This is a genomic window from Phytoamicus setariae (assembly GCF_016722925.1).
GTDB classification, from domain to species: Bacteria; Pseudomonadota; Alphaproteobacteria; order Rhizobiales; family Rhizobiaceae; genus Rhizobium_E; species Rhizobium_E setariae.
In genome coordinates this window covers 1-15756 of sequence record NZ_JAEQNC010000027.1, presented here as the reverse complement: position 1 = coordinate 15756, position 15756 = coordinate 1, and the positions used below count along the sequence as shown (strand labels likewise).

14 protein-coding genes and 1 pseudogene are annotated in these 15756 nt (G+C 58.3%); 3 read left to right on the top strand and 12 right to left on the bottom strand.

What is annotated here, in order from left to right; translation table 11 throughout:
• Positions 1-206: 206 nt before the first annotated feature.
• Positions 207-449 (top strand): annotated as a pseudogene (locus JJB09_RS26260) (flagellin); the annotation flags it as partial.
• Positions 450-571: 122 nt separating this feature from the next.
• On the opposite strand, the gene JJB09_RS26865 reads toward JJB09_RS26260, so the two are convergent.
• The 3 genes from JJB09_RS26865 to JJB09_RS26245 all read right to left on the bottom strand — a co-directional run bounded on the left by JJB09_RS26865 (position 572) and on the right by JJB09_RS26245 (position 4493).
• Positions 572-1954 (bottom strand): methyl-accepting chemotaxis protein, encoded by a 1383-nt coding sequence (locus tag JJB09_RS26865; protein WP_201664057.1) that lies wholly within the window; start codon positions 1952-1954, stop codon positions 572-574.
• 104 nt (positions 1955-2058) lie between these two features.
• Positions 2059-3798, bottom strand: a complete 1740-nt coding sequence (locus JJB09_RS26250) for a phosphoethanolamine transferase (protein ID WP_201664056.1) — start codon at positions 3796-3798, stop codon at positions 2059-2061.
• A gap of 185 nt (positions 3799-3983) precedes the next feature.
• Positions 3984-4493, bottom strand: a complete 510-nt coding sequence (locus JJB09_RS26245) for a hypothetical protein (protein ID WP_201664055.1) — start codon at positions 4491-4493, stop codon at positions 3984-3986.
• Positions 4494-4504: 11 nt separating this feature from the next.
• Here JJB09_RS26245 and JJB09_RS27090 point away from each other — a divergent pair, with 11 nt between their 5' ends.
• Positions 4505-4762 carry an ABC-three component system protein gene (locus JJB09_RS27090; protein WP_343229093.1) on the top strand — a complete coding sequence of 86 codons (258 nt, stop codon included), beginning with the start codon at positions 4505-4507 and terminating at the stop codon, positions 4760-4762.
• A gap of 490 nt (positions 4763-5252) precedes the next feature.
• On the opposite strand, the gene JJB09_RS26235 is transcribed toward JJB09_RS27090, so the two are convergent.
• The 8 genes from JJB09_RS26235 to msuE form a co-directional block, all read right to left on the bottom strand.
• Positions 5253-6491: an SfnB family sulfur acquisition oxidoreductase gene (locus JJB09_RS26235; protein WP_201664053.1), complete on the bottom strand. Its 1239-nt coding sequence runs from the start codon at positions 6489-6491 to the stop codon at positions 5253-5255.
• A gap of 24 nt (positions 6492-6515) precedes the next feature.
• Positions 6516-7292, bottom strand: coding sequence for an ABC transporter ATP-binding protein (locus JJB09_RS26230; protein ID WP_201664052.1), 777 nt, complete (start codon positions 7290-7292; stop codon positions 6516-6518).
• A gap of 140 nt (positions 7293-7432) precedes the next feature.
• Positions 7433-8770: an ABC transporter substrate-binding protein gene (locus JJB09_RS26225; RefSeq protein ID WP_201664051.1), complete on the bottom strand. Its 1338-nt coding sequence runs from the start codon at positions 8768-8770 to the stop codon at positions 7433-7435.
• Positions 8771-8832: 62 nt separating this feature from the next.
• Positions 8833-9882, bottom strand: a complete 1050-nt coding sequence (locus JJB09_RS26220; RefSeq protein ID WP_201664050.1) for a branched-chain amino acid ABC transporter permease — start codon at positions 9880-9882, stop codon at positions 8833-8835.
• A gap of 3 nt (positions 9883-9885) precedes the next feature.
• Complete coding sequence (locus JJB09_RS26215; protein WP_201664049.1) at positions 9886-10782, bottom strand: branched-chain amino acid ABC transporter permease; 897 nt, start codon at positions 10780-10782, stop codon at positions 9886-9888.
• The gene (locus JJB09_RS26210) at positions 10782-11696 is read right to left on the bottom strand and encodes an ABC transporter ATP-binding protein (RefSeq protein ID WP_201664048.1); all 915 of its coding nucleotides are present in this window, start codon (positions 11694-11696) and stop codon (positions 10782-10784) included. The genes JJB09_RS26215 and JJB09_RS26210 overlap by 1 nt, the downstream gene beginning before the upstream one ends.
• 89 nt (positions 11697-11785) lie before the next feature.
• Positions 11786-12895, bottom strand: a complete 1110-nt coding sequence (gene sfnG, locus JJB09_RS26205) for a dimethylsulfone monooxygenase SfnG (protein ID WP_201664047.1) — start codon at positions 12893-12895, stop codon at positions 11786-11788.
• Between the two features lie 25 nt (positions 12896-12920).
• Entirely contained in the window at positions 12921-13517 is a 597-nt protein-coding gene (gene msuE, locus JJB09_RS26200) for an FMN reductase (RefSeq protein ID WP_201664046.1), read from the bottom strand.
• Between the two features lie 720 nt (positions 13518-14237).
• On the opposite strand from msuE, the gene JJB09_RS26195 reads away from it, so the two are divergent.
• Entirely contained in the window at positions 14238-14648 is a 411-nt protein-coding gene (locus tag JJB09_RS26195) for a DUF7674 family protein (protein ID WP_210341834.1), read from the top strand.
• Between the two features lie 526 nt (positions 14649-15174).
• Here JJB09_RS26195 and JJB09_RS26190 read toward each other — a convergent pair.
• Positions 15175-15693, bottom strand: a complete 519-nt coding sequence (locus tag JJB09_RS26190; RefSeq protein WP_201664045.1) for a cupin domain-containing protein — start codon at positions 15691-15693, stop codon at positions 15175-15177.
• Positions 15694-15756: the final 63 nt, after the last annotated feature.

Below are 15756 nucleotides of genomic sequence, written 5' to 3'. Positions count from 1 at the left end.
GGTCGACAAAGCTTCCGACTTTGCCGACCTCTTTAATCGTAGCTACTAATCTATAGCAAAACCGCTTCTAGCGGTTCAAGCGCAGCGTTTCAAACCTCCACCTTTGGTGGAGGTCATGACTTTTCTGACCGCGATTTTTACGCGCAACTAGGTAAACCGCAGAAGAAACACCACCTTTGATTTGCGCATGATGAGAATTAATCACGCTCCAGAAAACCATTTCCGTTGCCTCTACCCTCGGCTCCCTGCAGATGCGTATAGATTTACAGTCCGTCTTTGCCACCGATCTGATCGACGTCAACAAAAAGGGCATCGGCCGCCTCGTCGACGCCAACATGAACGAGGCATCGACCCGTCTCAAAGCTATGCAGACGCAGGAGCAGCTCGGCCTGCAGGCGCTGCAGATCGCCAACACCAATGCGGACAACGCGCTGCAACTCTTCCGGTAACTTGGGCAGAGCCGCGTGCGCCAAGCGGACCCGGAAAACCATATGATTCCAGCCCACAAGCAGCGAAGGCGGCGTGATTGCTCATACCGCCTTCGCTTTTAGCCATCTGATATTGCCGGCGATCACGACGCCAGGCGCATCCTCGGGCGTTCCTCTTCGATTGCAAATTGCTTGGCGAGATCATCGAGCGCGACGGCCTGTTGGGCCAGTTGGGCGGCCGATGCGGCGGTCTCCTCGACCATGGCAGCGTTCTGCTGGGTGCCCTTGTCGATATTGCCGATGGCCAGCTTGACCTCGCGGATGGCGGCAGTCTGCTCATGCGCCGACGAGACAATTGCCGTCACGTGCTTGCTGATCTCCTGGACGTCGGACGAGATGGCCTTGAGCGCGTCGCCGGTCTTTGCCACGAGCTCGACGCCGCTCTTGACCTGACCGCCCGAGGTGCTGATCAGCGTCTTGATCTCCTTGGCGGCTGTGGCGGAACGCTGTGCAAGTTCGCGCACTTCCTGCGCGACGACGGCAAAGCCCTTGCCGGCCTCGCCGGCGCGGGCGGCCTCGACACCGGCATTCAGCGCCAGCAGGTTTGTCTGGAAGGCGATCTCGTCGATGACGCTGATGATGTTGTTGATCTCGTCGGACGATTTCTCGATGCCTTCCATGGCCGAAACCGCATCGTGGACGACCTGGCCGGACAGCTGGGCGCTCTTGCGGGTCTGCTCGACGATCCTGCCCGCCTCTTCGGCGCGCGCGGCGGATTGTTCGACGGTGGTGGTGATTTCTTCAAGCGCTGCAGCGGTTTCCTCGACCGACGTCGCCTGCTGTTCGGTGCGCCGCGCCAGATCGTTGGTGGCCGTGCTGATTTCACCGCTGACCGCATTGATGCTTGCCGCATTGCTGGTGACCTGCGCCATCACGGACCCGAGCTGATCGACCGTGGCGTTGAAATCACCGCGCAACCCCTCATATTCGGTGCCGAACCGCTGGGTCAGGTGGCAGCGCAGATTGCCCGATGCAAGCTGCTTCAGCGAGGCGGCGAGTGCGGCAAACACCTGCTCCTGCTCTTGGCGCTTGGCGGCATCGCGTTTCTGCGCTTCTTCCATGCGCTTGCGGAAAGCGACCAGTTCGGCAATATCCTGCCAGAAGGACACCATCATCGGCTTGTCGCCGATCGTGGTCATCATCATAGTCACCAGCACCTCGAGCGGCCTGCCATCGAGCGTCTGATGCACCCATTCGAAGCGATGGAAACCCTGTCGCCCCATGATGTCGAACACCTCGCCGGCAGCATCTGCCGAGCGGCGACCGTCCGGCTGGAATTCCGGCGACAGATTGCCCGGCTCCACGCCGACGATCCTGCTCTTCGGCAGACCGAGCATCGTTTCCATTGCGGCGTTGCAATCGACGATGTGGCCGTTTTCGATGATGAAATAGGCATCGGGTGATTTCGCGAAGATGAACTCGCAGATCTGACTGTGAGCCGTCGGCTTTGACTTGAATGAAAACATGTATTGATCCCCTGAATGTGAGCAGGTTTCCCAGTACATGATTAAAAAAGTTATAAAGTATGCAGGCGCAATCTTGGTGCGGCGCCGCGGATCCGGCGCAGCATTCAGCTCCTGGGTTCAGCGGCGCGGCAGCCGCTGAATATGTCGAGCCCGGCCCGGTAGATCCGCGTCTCCACATTCAGCATGCCCAGCAACGTATCGAAGACGTTGTCGTGCGAATAGGGCATTGCAGAGCGGGCACGTGCACATGCGAAGTCAAATCCGGACAGTTTGGCGAAATCGGACGAAAACCAGACGATCAACGGTATGTGGGTCTGCTCGCGCGGAGCAATCGCATACTCGGCGCCGTGCATGTAAAGCCCGTTCTCACCCAGCGATTCGCCGTGATCCGACACATAGAACATCGTGCCATCGACCCTGTCCTGGTGCTTCGTCAACAGGTCGATGACCCGCGCGAGGAACCGGTCCGTGTAGGCGATGGTGTTGTCGTAGGCGTTGACGATTTCCTCGCTGGAGCAATCGGTCGGCTGGTAGAGGCGGCAATCCGGCTTGAAGGGCCCGAATGTATCGGGATAGCGCAGGTAGTAGGCCGGGCCATGCGAACCGCGCTGGTGCAACACCACCACCGTATCCTGTTTGGCCGACACCACCAGATTGGCGAGATCGCCCAGGAACATATCGTCCTGACATGTGCCGCTGAGGCACAAATCAGGATCAGGCTTCACCATATAGCTGACATAGTTCACGCCATCGGCAACACCCTTCGAGCCACTGTCGTTGTCCCACCAGTTGACGTCATATCCAGCGTGCTTGAACACATCCATCAGGCTTTCGCGGCGCAGCGCCTTGTCCTTGGAGAACTCGGTGCGCAGATATCCCGAAAACATACACGGCAGCGAAATGCTGGTTTCCGCTCCGCAACTGGTGACATTGGAAAAATTCAGCACATCGCGTCGCGCAAGCTCCGGATTGGTATTTCTGGCGTAGCCGTTGAGCGAGAAGTTCATCGCCCGGGCGGATTCGCCCGCCACAATGACCGCGACGACCGGCTTGCGCTTGACCGCGAGCCATGCACCTTTTTTCGCGTCGTCGCCGAAGGGCGCGCGCACCGCGTTGCGGTTCCGGAAGGCGGCCACCGCCACTTTTATGACCGAGGATACCGGTCCCGCCGGGTTGAGGGCGCCGGTCATGACATGAAAATCCCGGCGGACAGCGGCTTTGACATCGCTTAGTTGCGCCCCGATCAGCGCACCGGCAATGACGCCCATGGCCGCCAGCACCGCAACATTGAAACGCAACCGCGATGCAAGCCCGCCGTAATCCACCCTGACCCAGGCGATCAGCAGGCACGGCAGAATTCCGAAGCCAAGCACGTGCAGCAGCAGGTTGACGGTAAAGAACTCCCCGCCCTCGCCCGAATTGGTCTGCAGCACATTCTCGATCATGTTGGCATTGATGATGGTGCCGAACGTGTCGGTGAAATAGGACGCAGCCGACGACGACAAAATCGCGAAGATGTAGAGCGGCTTGGCAACATATTTGAACGACAGGCCGACCATGACGCCGATGAAGATCGCTAGAGTGGCAATCGCGAACGCCACAAAGCCGACCGGGTTGGCAAAGCCGATCCAGGCCTCTTTCCAGAATGTCAGATTGGCAACACCAAGGAGATAAAGCGCGACAAGTACCGCAAGCAGCGTGCTGTTGATTACGGGGCGCTTGGAAATTAGGGGCAGCATTGTCGAATTCGGACTCTTCTCGTCGGGTGTCGGTAGCGATCGCTCTGGGGGATCGCCGTTCGGGCCACTCTTAACCGCCATCGGCGACTTGTGCCAGCCGAACATTGGTTATCCTCGCAAACGAAGGCTGGCCGAAGATGAAGAGCAGGCCGCCAACGTCGGCGGCTCGTCAATGCCGGCATTCCATCGCGATGACGCGACGTGCTCGCGAAAGGCCGCGAAAGCTCCCGCCAAATTTGCCAGAACATGGAATGCGCTCGCTGGCACCTTCCTTGCAGCGTCGAAGTGGATCAATTCAGGCGATCAAAAGGGCAACGCGATCTATCGCTTTTGATTTGATCAACTAACAACGAGGTCCGCCGATCTTCACGGCGGACTAAATTTTTCTTGCGAAAGCGGCTACCATGAGTGCGCTTCTCATCGGGCAGATGCAATTCGGGGCGAACAGCGAAAACTTGATCTCTGTAACTCACAGCAAAGCTATGGATGGGTTTCAATGAAAATGTAGCTGCAAGCTCAGACGGTAGCATTGGCTTCGAAACTAGATTCGGGAAACCGCGACGCTTTTTGGCCTGTCGCGTCGCATTGACGAATTTACTATCTGTTGTAAGGAAACAATAAGCGCCATACTTGTTAGCAGTATGTAAATGCCAGACACATACCACACTCGTCGCGCCCACGACGGCATTGACGGCCTTGAAGCCAAGCTCGAGGCCATGGTCGTTCCGCCCACTATGACGACGCGATCGAGAAAAAGGAGATGTTCGCGAAACTTCTGGAGAGATGGTCGCTGTACTCATCTGCTTAGGAAATCTTCGTCCATATCCTGGCCAAGGCCGAGGATGAGTTCACCCAGGTAATCTACGGCCAGATACCGAAGAACGAGCCCGAGGAAATCAACGCCATGGTCATCGACCGTATCGTGAATCCTATCGTTGAAGAATGCGGTGGCGACCTTATGGCCGTGAACCACAACCTGGTTCAAGGAATGGAGAGAGGTTTTGAGGTAACGTCGGCTGATTACGGTACTCAGCGCTTCTGCTATCAAGAACCGACGCCGTATTGGTAGAGTGACGCTCCATTAGTCCATACCCGACTACGAGGACGTCAGTGAGCGAAGCGCTTGGAAAACTGCTGAAATATGAATCTTCAACGCTGGTAAAGAAGCGGTACAACGACTTTCACGGAGGTGCCGTCAACGACGGAAAGGCCAAGGAAATCGCCCCGTCCGCTCCTGGTTTACTACGCGTGCCTCGGGTATGCCCGCGCTCTGATCCTGTTTCGTAGCAAATCGATTCGCGAAGCGGGCCTGGCCGCCGGACATGGACTTTCCGTGGACGGATGGGACCTTGGATTCGAACCAGGACTAACGGAGTCAGAGTCCGTTGTTATTGATTGAAAACATGGGATGATTTTTCCAAAGACAGCAAGTTCTGGCTGTTAAGAATCAATATATTACAGCCGAATTGCCAAATGTTGTCGACCACGCGACGGCGATGGACATTGGACCGACCGGCGAAATGTCCGGCGCCCGAACGTCGGACGCCGGATCGATTTGATCAGCTCCAGGCATGGAGCGGGGGCTTTTCGCCGTTCAGGTAATATTTGCCGAGGATTGAATACTTCCAGCGCACTGGATCGTGCAGTGTGTGCGTGCGGGCGTTCCGCCAGTGCCGGTCGAGATTGTGCTCGGCCAGAGTCGAGCGGGTGCCGGCAAGCTCGAACAGCTTGTTGGTCGCTTCAATGGCGATCTCGGTCGACAGAATCTTGGCTTCCGCGGTGATGATCTGGGCTTCGGCGACGGTCTCGGCGGTCGGATTGGCCACAGCCCGGTCGATCGCATAACCAGCCTTTTCCAGCAACGCCTGTGCTGCATGCAGACGCAGGTTCAGCGTGCCCACGGCCTGGATTGTATAGGGATCATCCCAGGCGTTTTCGACACCGCTATCGACCCAGGCACGCGACTTCGTGCGGACGAAATCGACGGTTTCCTTGATGGCTGCCGAGGCTATGCCCGTATCGACGGCGACCTGGATGATCTGGAAGATCGCACCATCGGCGGTCGGCTTGTCGTAGCCCTTGTAGCCCGGCACCACCCATGCCTTATCAACCTTGACATTGTCGAGAATGACAGTGCCCGACAGCGTGGTGCGCTGGCCGAAGCTCGACCAGTCATCAATCACGGTGAGGCCCGGCGCATCGCGATCGGCGATCGCATACCAGGCGCGGCCTTCGTCATCGAGCGCTACGATCGGAACCTTGTGGGCCAGCAACGCGCCCGACGAATAGAATTTCCGGCCGTTGACGACGACATAGTCGCCATGATCGGTGAATATGGTCTCGAAATCAGCGGCGCGCTTGGAGCCGAATTCGGAAAAGGCATTGCCGAAGCGCGTGCCGTTGAGGATTTCTCCGAATAGCAGCTTCTGCTGCGCCCTGTCAGACACGGTGCGGATAGCTGCGACCACGCCGAGATGATTTTGGGAGATTTGGCCGATGGAGGAGTCTGCCTCGGAGATGATTTCGACCACCTTGGCAAGCGTCGCATACGAGACTTCGGGGCCGCCGTATTCCTTCGGCACATTGATCGACCATAGGCCGCTCTGCGAAAAGGCGTCGAGTTCCTCTACCGGCCAGATGCGTTCGCGATCACGCTTCGACGAGCCCTTGACGAATTCGGCCGCCAGCCTGTGGGCGACTTCAATCGCTTCGGCATCCGATTTGATGATGTGGGCCGGCTTGGAGGGGCGCTTGACTGCCGGCACCGCAACGCCCGGATTCTTGGCTAGGATGTTCATATCGTTTCTCCCGTGGAAATTGGATCAGGCGGCCGGCCTGCGCGGAGCAAGGGTCGAGCCCTCGCCGAGGTAGAAAGCTTTGATGTCGTCGCGTTGGCGCAAGTCGGCTGCGCGACCTGAAAGCACCGCCACGCCGTTTTCGATGACCGTCGCATGGTCGGCATATTTCAGCGCGACCGTGGAGTTCTGCTCGGCGACAAGAATGGACAGCCCCTCCTCCGCATTCAGCCGTTTGAGCGACCGGAAGATGTCCTTGATGATCAGTGGCGCGAGGCCCATCGAAGGTTCGTCTAGCACCAGCAGCCTCGGCCGCGACATCAAAGCCCGTCCGATCGCGGTCATCTGCTGCTCGCCGCCCGAAGTGAGGCCAGAGGAAGTGTGACGTTTCTCCTTGAGGCGCGGGAATGTCAGATAGACCTTTTCGAGGTCTTCGGCGATTTCGCGGCGCAAAGAACTTCGACCAAGCCCACCGGAAACGAGATTTTCCTCGACCGACAGGCTCTTGAAGCAATGGCGGCCTTCCAGCACTTGCACGAGACCGGCGCGAACCAGTTCGGCGGGACTGGAACTGCGGACTTCTCGGCCTTCGAAGATGATCTGGCCGGAGGTCACCTGCCCGCGCTCGGCCGGCAGCAGGTTGGAGATCGCCTTCAGGGTCGTCGACTTGCCGGCGCCGTTGGATCCCAGCAGCGCCAGGATCTCGCCACGACGCAGCGAAAAGCTTACGCCGTTCAGCGCCTTGATAGTCTGGTTGTAGGTCGCGAAGACAGACTGGGCTTCCAGCACGATGTCATTGGGCATTCTGGTCACCTTGCCGCTATTGGCGGAGAAAAACAGGTCGGCATGCGGGAGCGCGAAGTGTGGGTGACGGGACCCCGCATGCCTCAGGCACTTTCGTGCCTTTGGGATAGACGGCCGGACCTGCCGGCCGTCATGTTCGGTCAGTTCGTTGCGGATTCGGCGTCTTCCGCCGTGCGCAGCTTGATGTTCTTTTCCTTGGCATAGGCCTCTGACGACTTTTCGATGATCGGGCGAAGCAGTTTCCAGTCCGGCGCGATCCAATCGGAAGCGACGTTCCACTTTTTGCCGTCCCATTGCTGGAAGGTCACGTAGCCTTCGCCCTCGTGGTTGTCCCAGCTGACGTTGATCGAGTGGAACAGGTCCTTGGCACCGAGCGCCTCCACTTTGGCCTCATCCAGCTTCAGATGTTCGAAGCCCCAGCGGACTTCATCGCCCGTGAGCGTGCGATTGCCGAATTTCGCCTGGGCAATGCGGATCGCCTCGACATTGAGGATGCCGTTGACGATGCCGAGATTGTGGTAGACCGAGCCGATGCGTTTCTTGTCTTCAAGGTTGCCCTTGCCGGCATCGTAGACCGTCTTCACGATCTCCTTGAGAACGGGATATTCGGCACCTGACGTCTGAGTGGTAATGGCGGTGTACCCGATCGCCGCGTCACCAGCCGGGATCACGTCTTCCTCGGAGTTCGACCAGACATTGCCGACGATCTTGGTTGCCGGGAAACCGACCTTCTGGGCGGTCTTCAGGGCCACCGGGTTCATCACGCCCCAACCACGCAGAACGACGTAGTCAGGCTTTGCACGACGGATGGTCAGCCATTGCGACTGCTGTTCGTTGCCGGGATGTGGCACTTCGATCTGCTGAACGGTGAAGCCATATTTCTTGGCAAGCAGCTCATAGATCGGAATGGTTTCCTTGCCATAGGGCGAGCCGTGATAGAGCACGACGATCTTCTTGTCCTTGAGCTTCTCCAGGCCGCCTTCCTTGGAAGCGAGATAGTTGATGATGCCCGAGGTCTCGCTGTAGGGGTTGAGCAGCAACGGGAAGACATAGGGGAAGACGCGGCCATCGGTGGAGTCCGTGCGGCCGTGGTTGACCGTGATCAGCGGCACATGGTCGGCCGAGATGCGGTCGATCATGGCATAAGCTATACCGACCGAGAGCGGATTCCAGGCGGCGGCGTTCGGATGGCTCTTCTGGCGCTCGTAGCATTCAACGCCGCGCTCGACCTCATACTGGGTTTCGCATTCGTCCCAAGTGAGTTTAACGCCATTGACGCCGCCATCGCGGGTGTTGATCAGGTTCAAATAGTCGATGAAGCCACCGAAGAAGCCTGTCCCGCCGGCGGCATAGGGGCCGACGCGATAGCTTTGCAGCGGGAAATACTGCTCATCAGCGTGCGCGGTCGTGAGCCCCGCGGCGAAGGTGAGCGCAAGCGCGGCTGCGGCCGTCCTGAGTGTGATTTTGAATGTCGACATCGGCATGCTCCTTGGTAGTGGACCGGACCCCCGGCCGAGTGAAAACATTGTGATACGCTGGGCTAAGCGCTGATTTGGCCGCCCAGCCTTGTCCTGATCCATCGGACTGCCCGGTTGCCAAGTGCGGCGAGGCCGTCCGGTTCGAGGATCAGGAATGCGATGATGAGTGCTCCGAGAACGATGCGCTGGCTCATGTCCAGCACACCGGAGTCGAACAGGTCGCCCAGGAAAAACGAACCGACCCGCGACAGCACCACCGGAAAGACCACGATCAGGGCGGCGCCGAGGAAGGCGCCGCGGATGGTGGCAAGCCCGCCGATGATGACGATGAACAGGATCTGGAACGAGCGGTCGAGATTGAAGCCAGCCGGCTCGACTGTGCGCAGATAGGCAAAGGCCCAGAGAACGCCGGCCACGCCGATAATGAAGGACGACAGCGCGAAAGCGAGCAGCTTGGTCCTGAGGACCGGAATGCCAATGACCTTGGCCGCAGTCTCATTGTCACGGATGGTGATGAAATTGCGCCCGGTCTGCGAGGTGACGATACGCCACGAAAGGAACGTCAACAGCGAAACCACGCCGAGCGCGAAGACATAGCGACCGATCGAGCCGGAAAAATCTACGCCTGCGACCACCAGAGCCGGCGCATCGATGACACCGGAGGGGTTGTCGTTCGAGAACCAACCGAACTTGGTCAACGCCCATTGCACGAAGAACTGCGCCGCAAGCGTCGATACCGCGAGATAGAAGCCGCGCAGGCGCAGGCTCGGCAGACCGAAAATAATGCCGATGGCAGCGGCGACCACGCCTGCGGCGGCGATACTGGCTAGAATTGGCAGGCCATCGACACGAAGGTTGAAATTGAAAGCGGCAAAGGCACCGACAGCCATGAAGGCCGCCGAGCCGAGCGAGACCTGTCCAGCATAGCCAGTCAGCAGGTTGAGCCCAACACCTGCCAGCGACAGAGCCAGGAACGGCAGCAGGATCGCTTCGATAAGGTAGTTCGAGGCGAAGAACGGGACCAAACCGAACGCTGCAGCGAGGATGGCGACAGGCAACAGCCAGCGCGGCAGGCCTTGCGATTCAACTGGTGTGGAAACGACTGATGCCATCGGTCAGACCCTTTCCACGAGTTTCTGGCCGAACAAGCCGGAGGGACGAACAAGCAGGAAGGCGAGCGCCAGAACATACGCGAACCAGCCTTCGATGCCGCCGCCGAAATATTCGCCGATATAAACCTCGGCGAGCTTCTCGGACGCGCCGATGATCAGCCCGCCGACGATGGCTCCGGCGATCGAGTCGAAGCCGCCCAGGACGAGCACTGGCAGTGCCTTCAAAACCACCAGCGAGAGCGAAAACTGCACACCCAGGCGAGCGCCCCACAGCAGACCGGCAACCAGCGCTACCAGCCCCGAAGCCGCCCAGACGGTCGCCCATATGCGCGGAAGGCGGAGACCAACGGCAAGCGCTGCGAACTGGTCATCGGCGACGGCTCTAAAGCTCAGGCCAACACGGGTGTAGCGGAAGAACAGTGTCAAGGCGGCAACCATGACGGCAGCAACACCAGAGGCGAACAGATCGAATTTCGAGATGAAGACACCGTAGAATTCGAAGGGGACATCCTCGATGCCGAGGTCGAGCCCGTGCACCTGTGTTCCCCAGATCAACTGGGCTGCGCCCTCGATCATGTAGGAAAGGCCAAGTGTCGCCATGAACAGCGTGATCGGCGGCTTGTTGACCAGCGGCCGGAGCACCGTGCGTTCGACAGCTATCCCCATCAGCACCATGATGCCGAAGGTGACAATCAGTGCCAGTGCAAAAGGCACGCCGCGTTCGACAAGGCAGACGAAGGTCAGCGCCGCAAACAGCAGCATAGCGCCCTGGGCGAAGTTCAGCACACCCGAAGTCTTGTAGATCAGCACGAAGCCGATCGCCACGAGCGAATACATGACGCCGGAGAGGAGCCCGCCGGTCAGCACTTCAAGGAAGAAGAGATAATCGAAATCGGCCATCAGAGGTCACCCTCGTCGTGCTCGCGGTCGATACCAAGATAGGCATCGATGACCGCCTGGTCGTTGCGCACTTCATCGGGGGTGCCATCGGCGATCTTGCGGCCATAGTCGAGAACGGCAATCCGGTCGGAAAGGCCCATGACCACGCCGATATCGTGTTCAATGAGGATGATGGTCGTGCCGTAGTTTTCGCGGGCGGCGCGAACGAAGCCGGCCATTTCCTGCTTTTCGGTAGCGGTCATGCCGGCCATCGGCTCGTCGAGCAACAGGATCTGAGGATTGGGAACAAGCGCACGGGCCAACTCGACGCGCTTCTGCAAGCCATAAGGCAGTGCGCCGGCAAGCTTTCCCGACACCTCGCCGAGGTGCAGGAAGTCGATGATCTGCTCGGCGCGCTCCCTTGCTTCGTTCTCTTCACGACGGGCGCGGCCAAGGCCGATCGCCTGGCCGAGGAATGTCGAGCGGCGCGCGAAGGCAAGGCCGGACGTGACATTGTCGAGAACCGTCAGCCCCTTGAACAGCGCAAGGTTCTGGAAGGTGCGGGCGATGCCGAGACGGGCGGCTTTCTGTGCCGGCACCTGCCGGAAGGAATGGCCGTTGATGTGCACCCGGCCGGAGTCCGGCCGATAAAGGCCGCACATGACATTGACGAGCGAGCTTTTGCCCGCACCGTTGGGACCGATGATCGCGCGGATCTCGCCCGATTTCACGGTGAGATCGACGTTGGACAGCGCGGTCACGCCGCCGAAGGAAATCGTGATATCGTCCAGCGCCAATAAAGGGTGATCCTGGAGATTGAGAAGCTCCTGCTTCTGGGTCGTTCGGGCTTTCGTTTCGACACGCGGTAACGACGGATATTCGCGCAGCGTCGCCGTGCCATCGAGGGCCGAGAATGTGTAATGAACATCGAGCATCTGGTTCTCCCACATCGCCTGGAGCATGGCTCCGCCGTCGCGGCTCGCTGTCTCGCGAGCCGCATTGTCTTGTCATGTCAGGGACTCTGTTACTCGGCTGCGGCGAGCGTCCGCTCTTCCTCGGCTTCAAGCTCACGGATCAGCGGGATGACGTGCTTGCCGAAATACGCGACCTCTTCCTGGAAGTGCAGGAAGCCGAGCAGGATCAAATCCGCGCCGGCACGCTTCAGGCCGATCACGCGCTCAGCCACCTGCTCGGGTGTGCCGATCAGATTGGAGCGGAAGCCGTCGTTGTATTGCACGAGGTCCTGGAAGGTCGACTTCGCCCAATTTCCCTCCCGCTCCGGCGAAGAATTGCCGGCATTCTGGACTTCGTGATGAAAGCCCTTGACCGCATCCGGGATCGCCTTGTCGATGATCTCGGCGAGCAATTCCTGAGCTTCCTTCTCGGACGAACGAACGATGCCGAAGGCGTTGACGCCGATCCGGGTGCGCCACGGCTTGCCGAACTGCTTTTCCTTGGTTCTGATGTCGTCTACCTGCGCCTTCAGCCCCTCCGGTGTATTGCCGTTGGTGAAATACCAGTCAGAGACCCTCGAAGCCATGTCACGAGCGGCGCGCGATGAGCCGCCCTGGAACACTTGCGGCAGGTCGCCCAGCGGCTTCGGACGCATCGTGTAATCGGTGAAGCGATAGAAATCGCCGCGCAGGTTGAAATTGTCCTCGCTCCAGATGCCACGGACGGCGCGGATGAATTCCTCGGAGCGGCGGTAGCGTTCGTCGTGGTCGAGCCAGGGCTCGCCGATGGCGGCGAATTCGCCGCGGAACCAGCCGGATACGACGTTGATGTCGACGCGGCCATTGGTAAGCTGGCTGATCGTGGCGATCTGCTTGGCAAGCAGCGCCGGCGTCCACGGCCCGGGCAGGACTGCGGCAATGACGCGGAGTTTCTCTGTCGCGGCCAGCAGGGCGTGCGAGAAAGAAACCGATTCATGCTGGTTGTCGGCGCCGTAGCCGGCGGTGAAGCGGATCTGGCTCAGGGCATAATCAAAGCCCGAAGCCTCGGCGATTTGTGCCAGCTTGCGGTTATAGTCGATATCCCAGCTGGTGCGTTGTTCGATCGAGCTGATCACCAACCCGCCGGACACGTTTGGCACCCAGTAGGCAAATTTCAACGGTTCTTTCTTGAGCTGCGTCATAGTTTTCTCCATCCACACTTAATGTTCACGCCCGGAGACGCGTTTGCCCAACCGGGCCTTCCAAGGCAGGCCGCGTGATCAGGCCCGGCGTTGCCGGCACGATGGCATCGAGCTCGCGTACGGCCGCTTCGATACGCTTGGCAATTTCAGGGTTTTTGACCGCGTAAGCGTCGAAATCGCTTTCCAGCGCATAGATCGCTGTGGGCAAAGTCAGCGCCTTGAAGAAGCCGAACAGCGGCCGCAACTGATGTTCTGTGACCAGGCCATGCAGGGGGCTACCCCCGGTCGCCGCAAGAATGACGGGCTTGCCGACCAGCGATTCGAAATGAACGAGATCGAACAGGTGCTTTAGCGCGCCTGTATAGGAGGCGCGGTAGACGGGTGACCCCACGACCAGGATGTCTGCTGCCTCAACGGCAGAGACGATTTCCTTGCCTTCATCGTCAAGTTGATCCGCTCTCAAAGCTTTGAAAAGAACCGGCGCCGCATACACCAGATCGATATGACGGGTTTTTATGCCGAGCGTTGCTTCTATTGATCCCAGTATTGACCTGACCAGTGACGATGTTCGTGACGGCGCTTTGACATTTCCGGATATTCCAACAATTCGGACTGCTTCCATCACTTCATCCTCGTTAACACATATTATCTATATAAAAGATAGATTATAAATGCAACGAAAGAAATTTGCTTTCTTGCCGCTATTCTGAGAATCCCATTCTCGGAACAGCGGTAGACGCATGGTTTCCATGCCGCTTTTCGGATTCCTTGATGTGCTTTAATGACCTTCGTGGCACCACGTTCAGCCGGCTCGCGCTGGCGGGAGGACCGAAGCGGAGATCGCCACCATCACCGGTCATAGCCTAAATGACGTCCGCTCGATTCTCGATGCGCACTATCTCAACCGCGATCCACAAGCTCGAAGAGCGAACACAGTTTTCCAAAAGAGCATCCAAATGCTCAATCCGGCTCCAGATTCGTTCCGCGGAAAATGCAATGAAAACAGATGCCTTGGAAACATTTATTCTCACATTATTTCAATTGCTTAGCGAAATTTCCTTGAAATTCCCTCTGTTTTCCCATCGCGAGCGACCGTGGATGCCACCTTTGTTCCCTGGCTTTGGGCATCAGTCAACAGGACGGGCGAGCGGCAGTAATTTCCGCTTTCGGACCTTAAGTTTGCGGTCAGGCGGCCATAACGCGCCCGGCAGCTTCGCGCCATCAGCTGCCAAGACCTCAAGTCAGCAGTGCGCCAGGAGTGGCCATAGGTATTCGTCCGGAACGCGCTACAAAGTCAACGCATGCCTCTGGCGCGCCCTAACTTGTTGAGGCAAATTGCGGTATGCAGAAACATATAATCATAAGCGCTGAAATGTTTCCGCTTCTTCTGTTGGCGGATCCAACATTCGAGCAGACTTGGACAACGTTCCTTGCAGGAGTGGAGGATGGCAAGGAACCCTTGTATTACCAATTGCTCGGCGATCTGGCCGTCCACCTTGCGCGCAAGCTTCAGAATGGCGAAACGCAGAACTTCACGGCTGTTTTTCGAGTGATCGAAGACTGGCATGTTCACGGTGATGACTACGTCCGAACCGCAGCGAGTATCGGCTTCTTGGAGGACCTTCAGAATGAAAACCTCCATGAAAAAACAAAGCCCTCCGATTTCGAGGCATGGCTCCTGCCGGAATCAAAGCGTTGGTGGAACAAGATCGAGCGTTTTTGGGAAAATGGGGAACCCATTGTCGCTGACTAAATAGTCGCTTTGGGCCCGCAAGTCGGACACTGAGTGGAGCACAGTGGTATCCCAGAAGCGGACATGCACGGATGTCGCCGAGCTGCAGGTTTGCGCCTGAAGCGGTCACCAGCTTGTTAGGTTAAACAACCTGTCCGGAAACATGGGGCAAGCCCACTCATGCCGTGTGATGGGAATGTTATGATCTCATCTGCGTCAACTTGGCTGATGTTGTATGCAGCAGTTTTGAGGTAGTGCTCCCTCACGATAGAGTGTCAAGTAATAGCCTGGAAATATCCGAAATGTGGGATTGGTTCCCTATAGTCTTCTTTCCGCTCAAGCTTCTCGTGTTAGGCACGGGCATGTTCTTCGCCATCAAGTGGCATCACGATCAAGAGAAGAAGAAATAACGAAACCAGCGGACCGTAAGCGCAAGCCGATTAGAGAAGCGCCGCCCATTTAGTCCGCTTAGGGCCAAGAGCTGCCATGACCTCACGGCTGCTTTGCGCCAAAAGGAGACCTTGCGGGTGATCGGCACAGGTTTGACTTAGCCCGCATCCCAATAGTCCGCATCGTCGTCCCGTACCCCCCAAATATCCATCGGCTGGTCATCCGGAGACGGGTGCGATGTCGGCGCATGAATTACTCGAAACCTACCACTGTCGGGATACTCGACGATGTCAGTGGCGTGCCTAGTGCTTAGGGCAATGTAGCGCAGCGTTGCCTCACTGGTGTTGACGATCTGATGGGCGGTCTTGGGGCCGCCGGCCGGACAGCTAATTATGTCGTGAACTTTGATGGCAAAGGTCTCCTCGCCAATCCTGATCTCGCCGCATCCTTCGAGGATGATAAACATCTCTTCGTTCGCGCGGTGATTGTGAAAAGGAAATGCCCTCTTGCCTGGGGCAAGTTCGACCAGATTGCAGCCGAGCGCGCTCGCACCAATCAATGGGCCTATCCTTGCCACCTTCGGTGCGTAAAGGGCGGCCGCCGGTCCCGTTGGCGTATACGGCTCCGGAAGCTCTTCCGGCGCAACACTGTCGATGTTGACGATTGGGTGGGGCATTCATACCTCCATGCTGGCAGGCAAGGGTTGGTTCCCAAAAAATGCAGAGAGCCCCGTACCGAG

Bases quoted from the DNA above. Each gene is read 5' to 3' on its own strand.
- JJB09_RS26245 (WP_201664055.1), bottom strand. From the start codon at position 4,493: ATGAGTACAGCGACCATCTCTCCAGAAGTTTCGCGAACATCTCCTTTT.
- JJB09_RS26220 (WP_201664050.1), bottom strand. From the start codon at position 9,882: ATGGCATCAGTCGTTTCCACACCAGTTGAATCGCAAGGCCTGCCGCGC.
- JJB09_RS26225 (WP_201664051.1), bottom strand. From the start codon at position 8,770: ATGTCGACATTCAAAATCACACTCAGGACGGCCGCAGCCGCGCTTGCG.
- JJB09_RS26195 (WP_210341834.1), top strand. From the start codon at position 14,238: ATGCAGAAACATATAATCATAAGCGCTGAAATGTTTCCGCTTCTTCTG.
- JJB09_RS26235 (WP_201664053.1), bottom strand. From the start codon at position 6,491: ATGAACATCCTAGCCAAGAATCCGGGCGTTGCGGTGCCGGCAGTCAAG.
- sfnG (WP_201664047.1), bottom strand. From the start codon at position 12,895: ATGACGCAGCTCAAGAAAGAACCGTTGAAATTTGCCTACTGGGTGCCA.
- JJB09_RS26250 (WP_201664056.1), bottom strand. From the start codon at position 3,798: ATGTTCGGCTGGCACAAGTCGCCGATGGCGGTTAAGAGTGGCCCGAAC.
- JJB09_RS26215 (WP_201664049.1), bottom strand. From the start codon at position 10,782: ATGGCCGATTTCGATTATCTCTTCTTCCTTGAAGTGCTGACCGGCGGG.
- JJB09_RS26190 (WP_201664045.1), bottom strand. From the start codon at position 15,693: ATGCCCCACCCAATCGTCAACATCGACAGTGTTGCGCCGGAAGAGCTT.
- JJB09_RS26210 (WP_201664048.1), bottom strand. From the start codon at position 11,696: ATGCTCGATGTTCATTACACATTCTCGGCCCTCGATGGCACGGCGACG.
- JJB09_RS26865 (WP_201664057.1), bottom strand. From the start codon at position 1,954: ATGTTTTCATTCAAGTCAAAGCCGACGGCTCACAGTCAGATCTGCGAG.
- msuE (WP_201664046.1), bottom strand. From the start codon at position 13,517: ATGGAAGCAGTCCGAATTGTTGGAATATCCGGAAATGTCAAAGCGCCG.
- JJB09_RS26230 (WP_201664052.1), bottom strand. From the start codon at position 7,292: ATGCCCAATGACATCGTGCTGGAAGCCCAGTCTGTCTTCGCGACCTAC.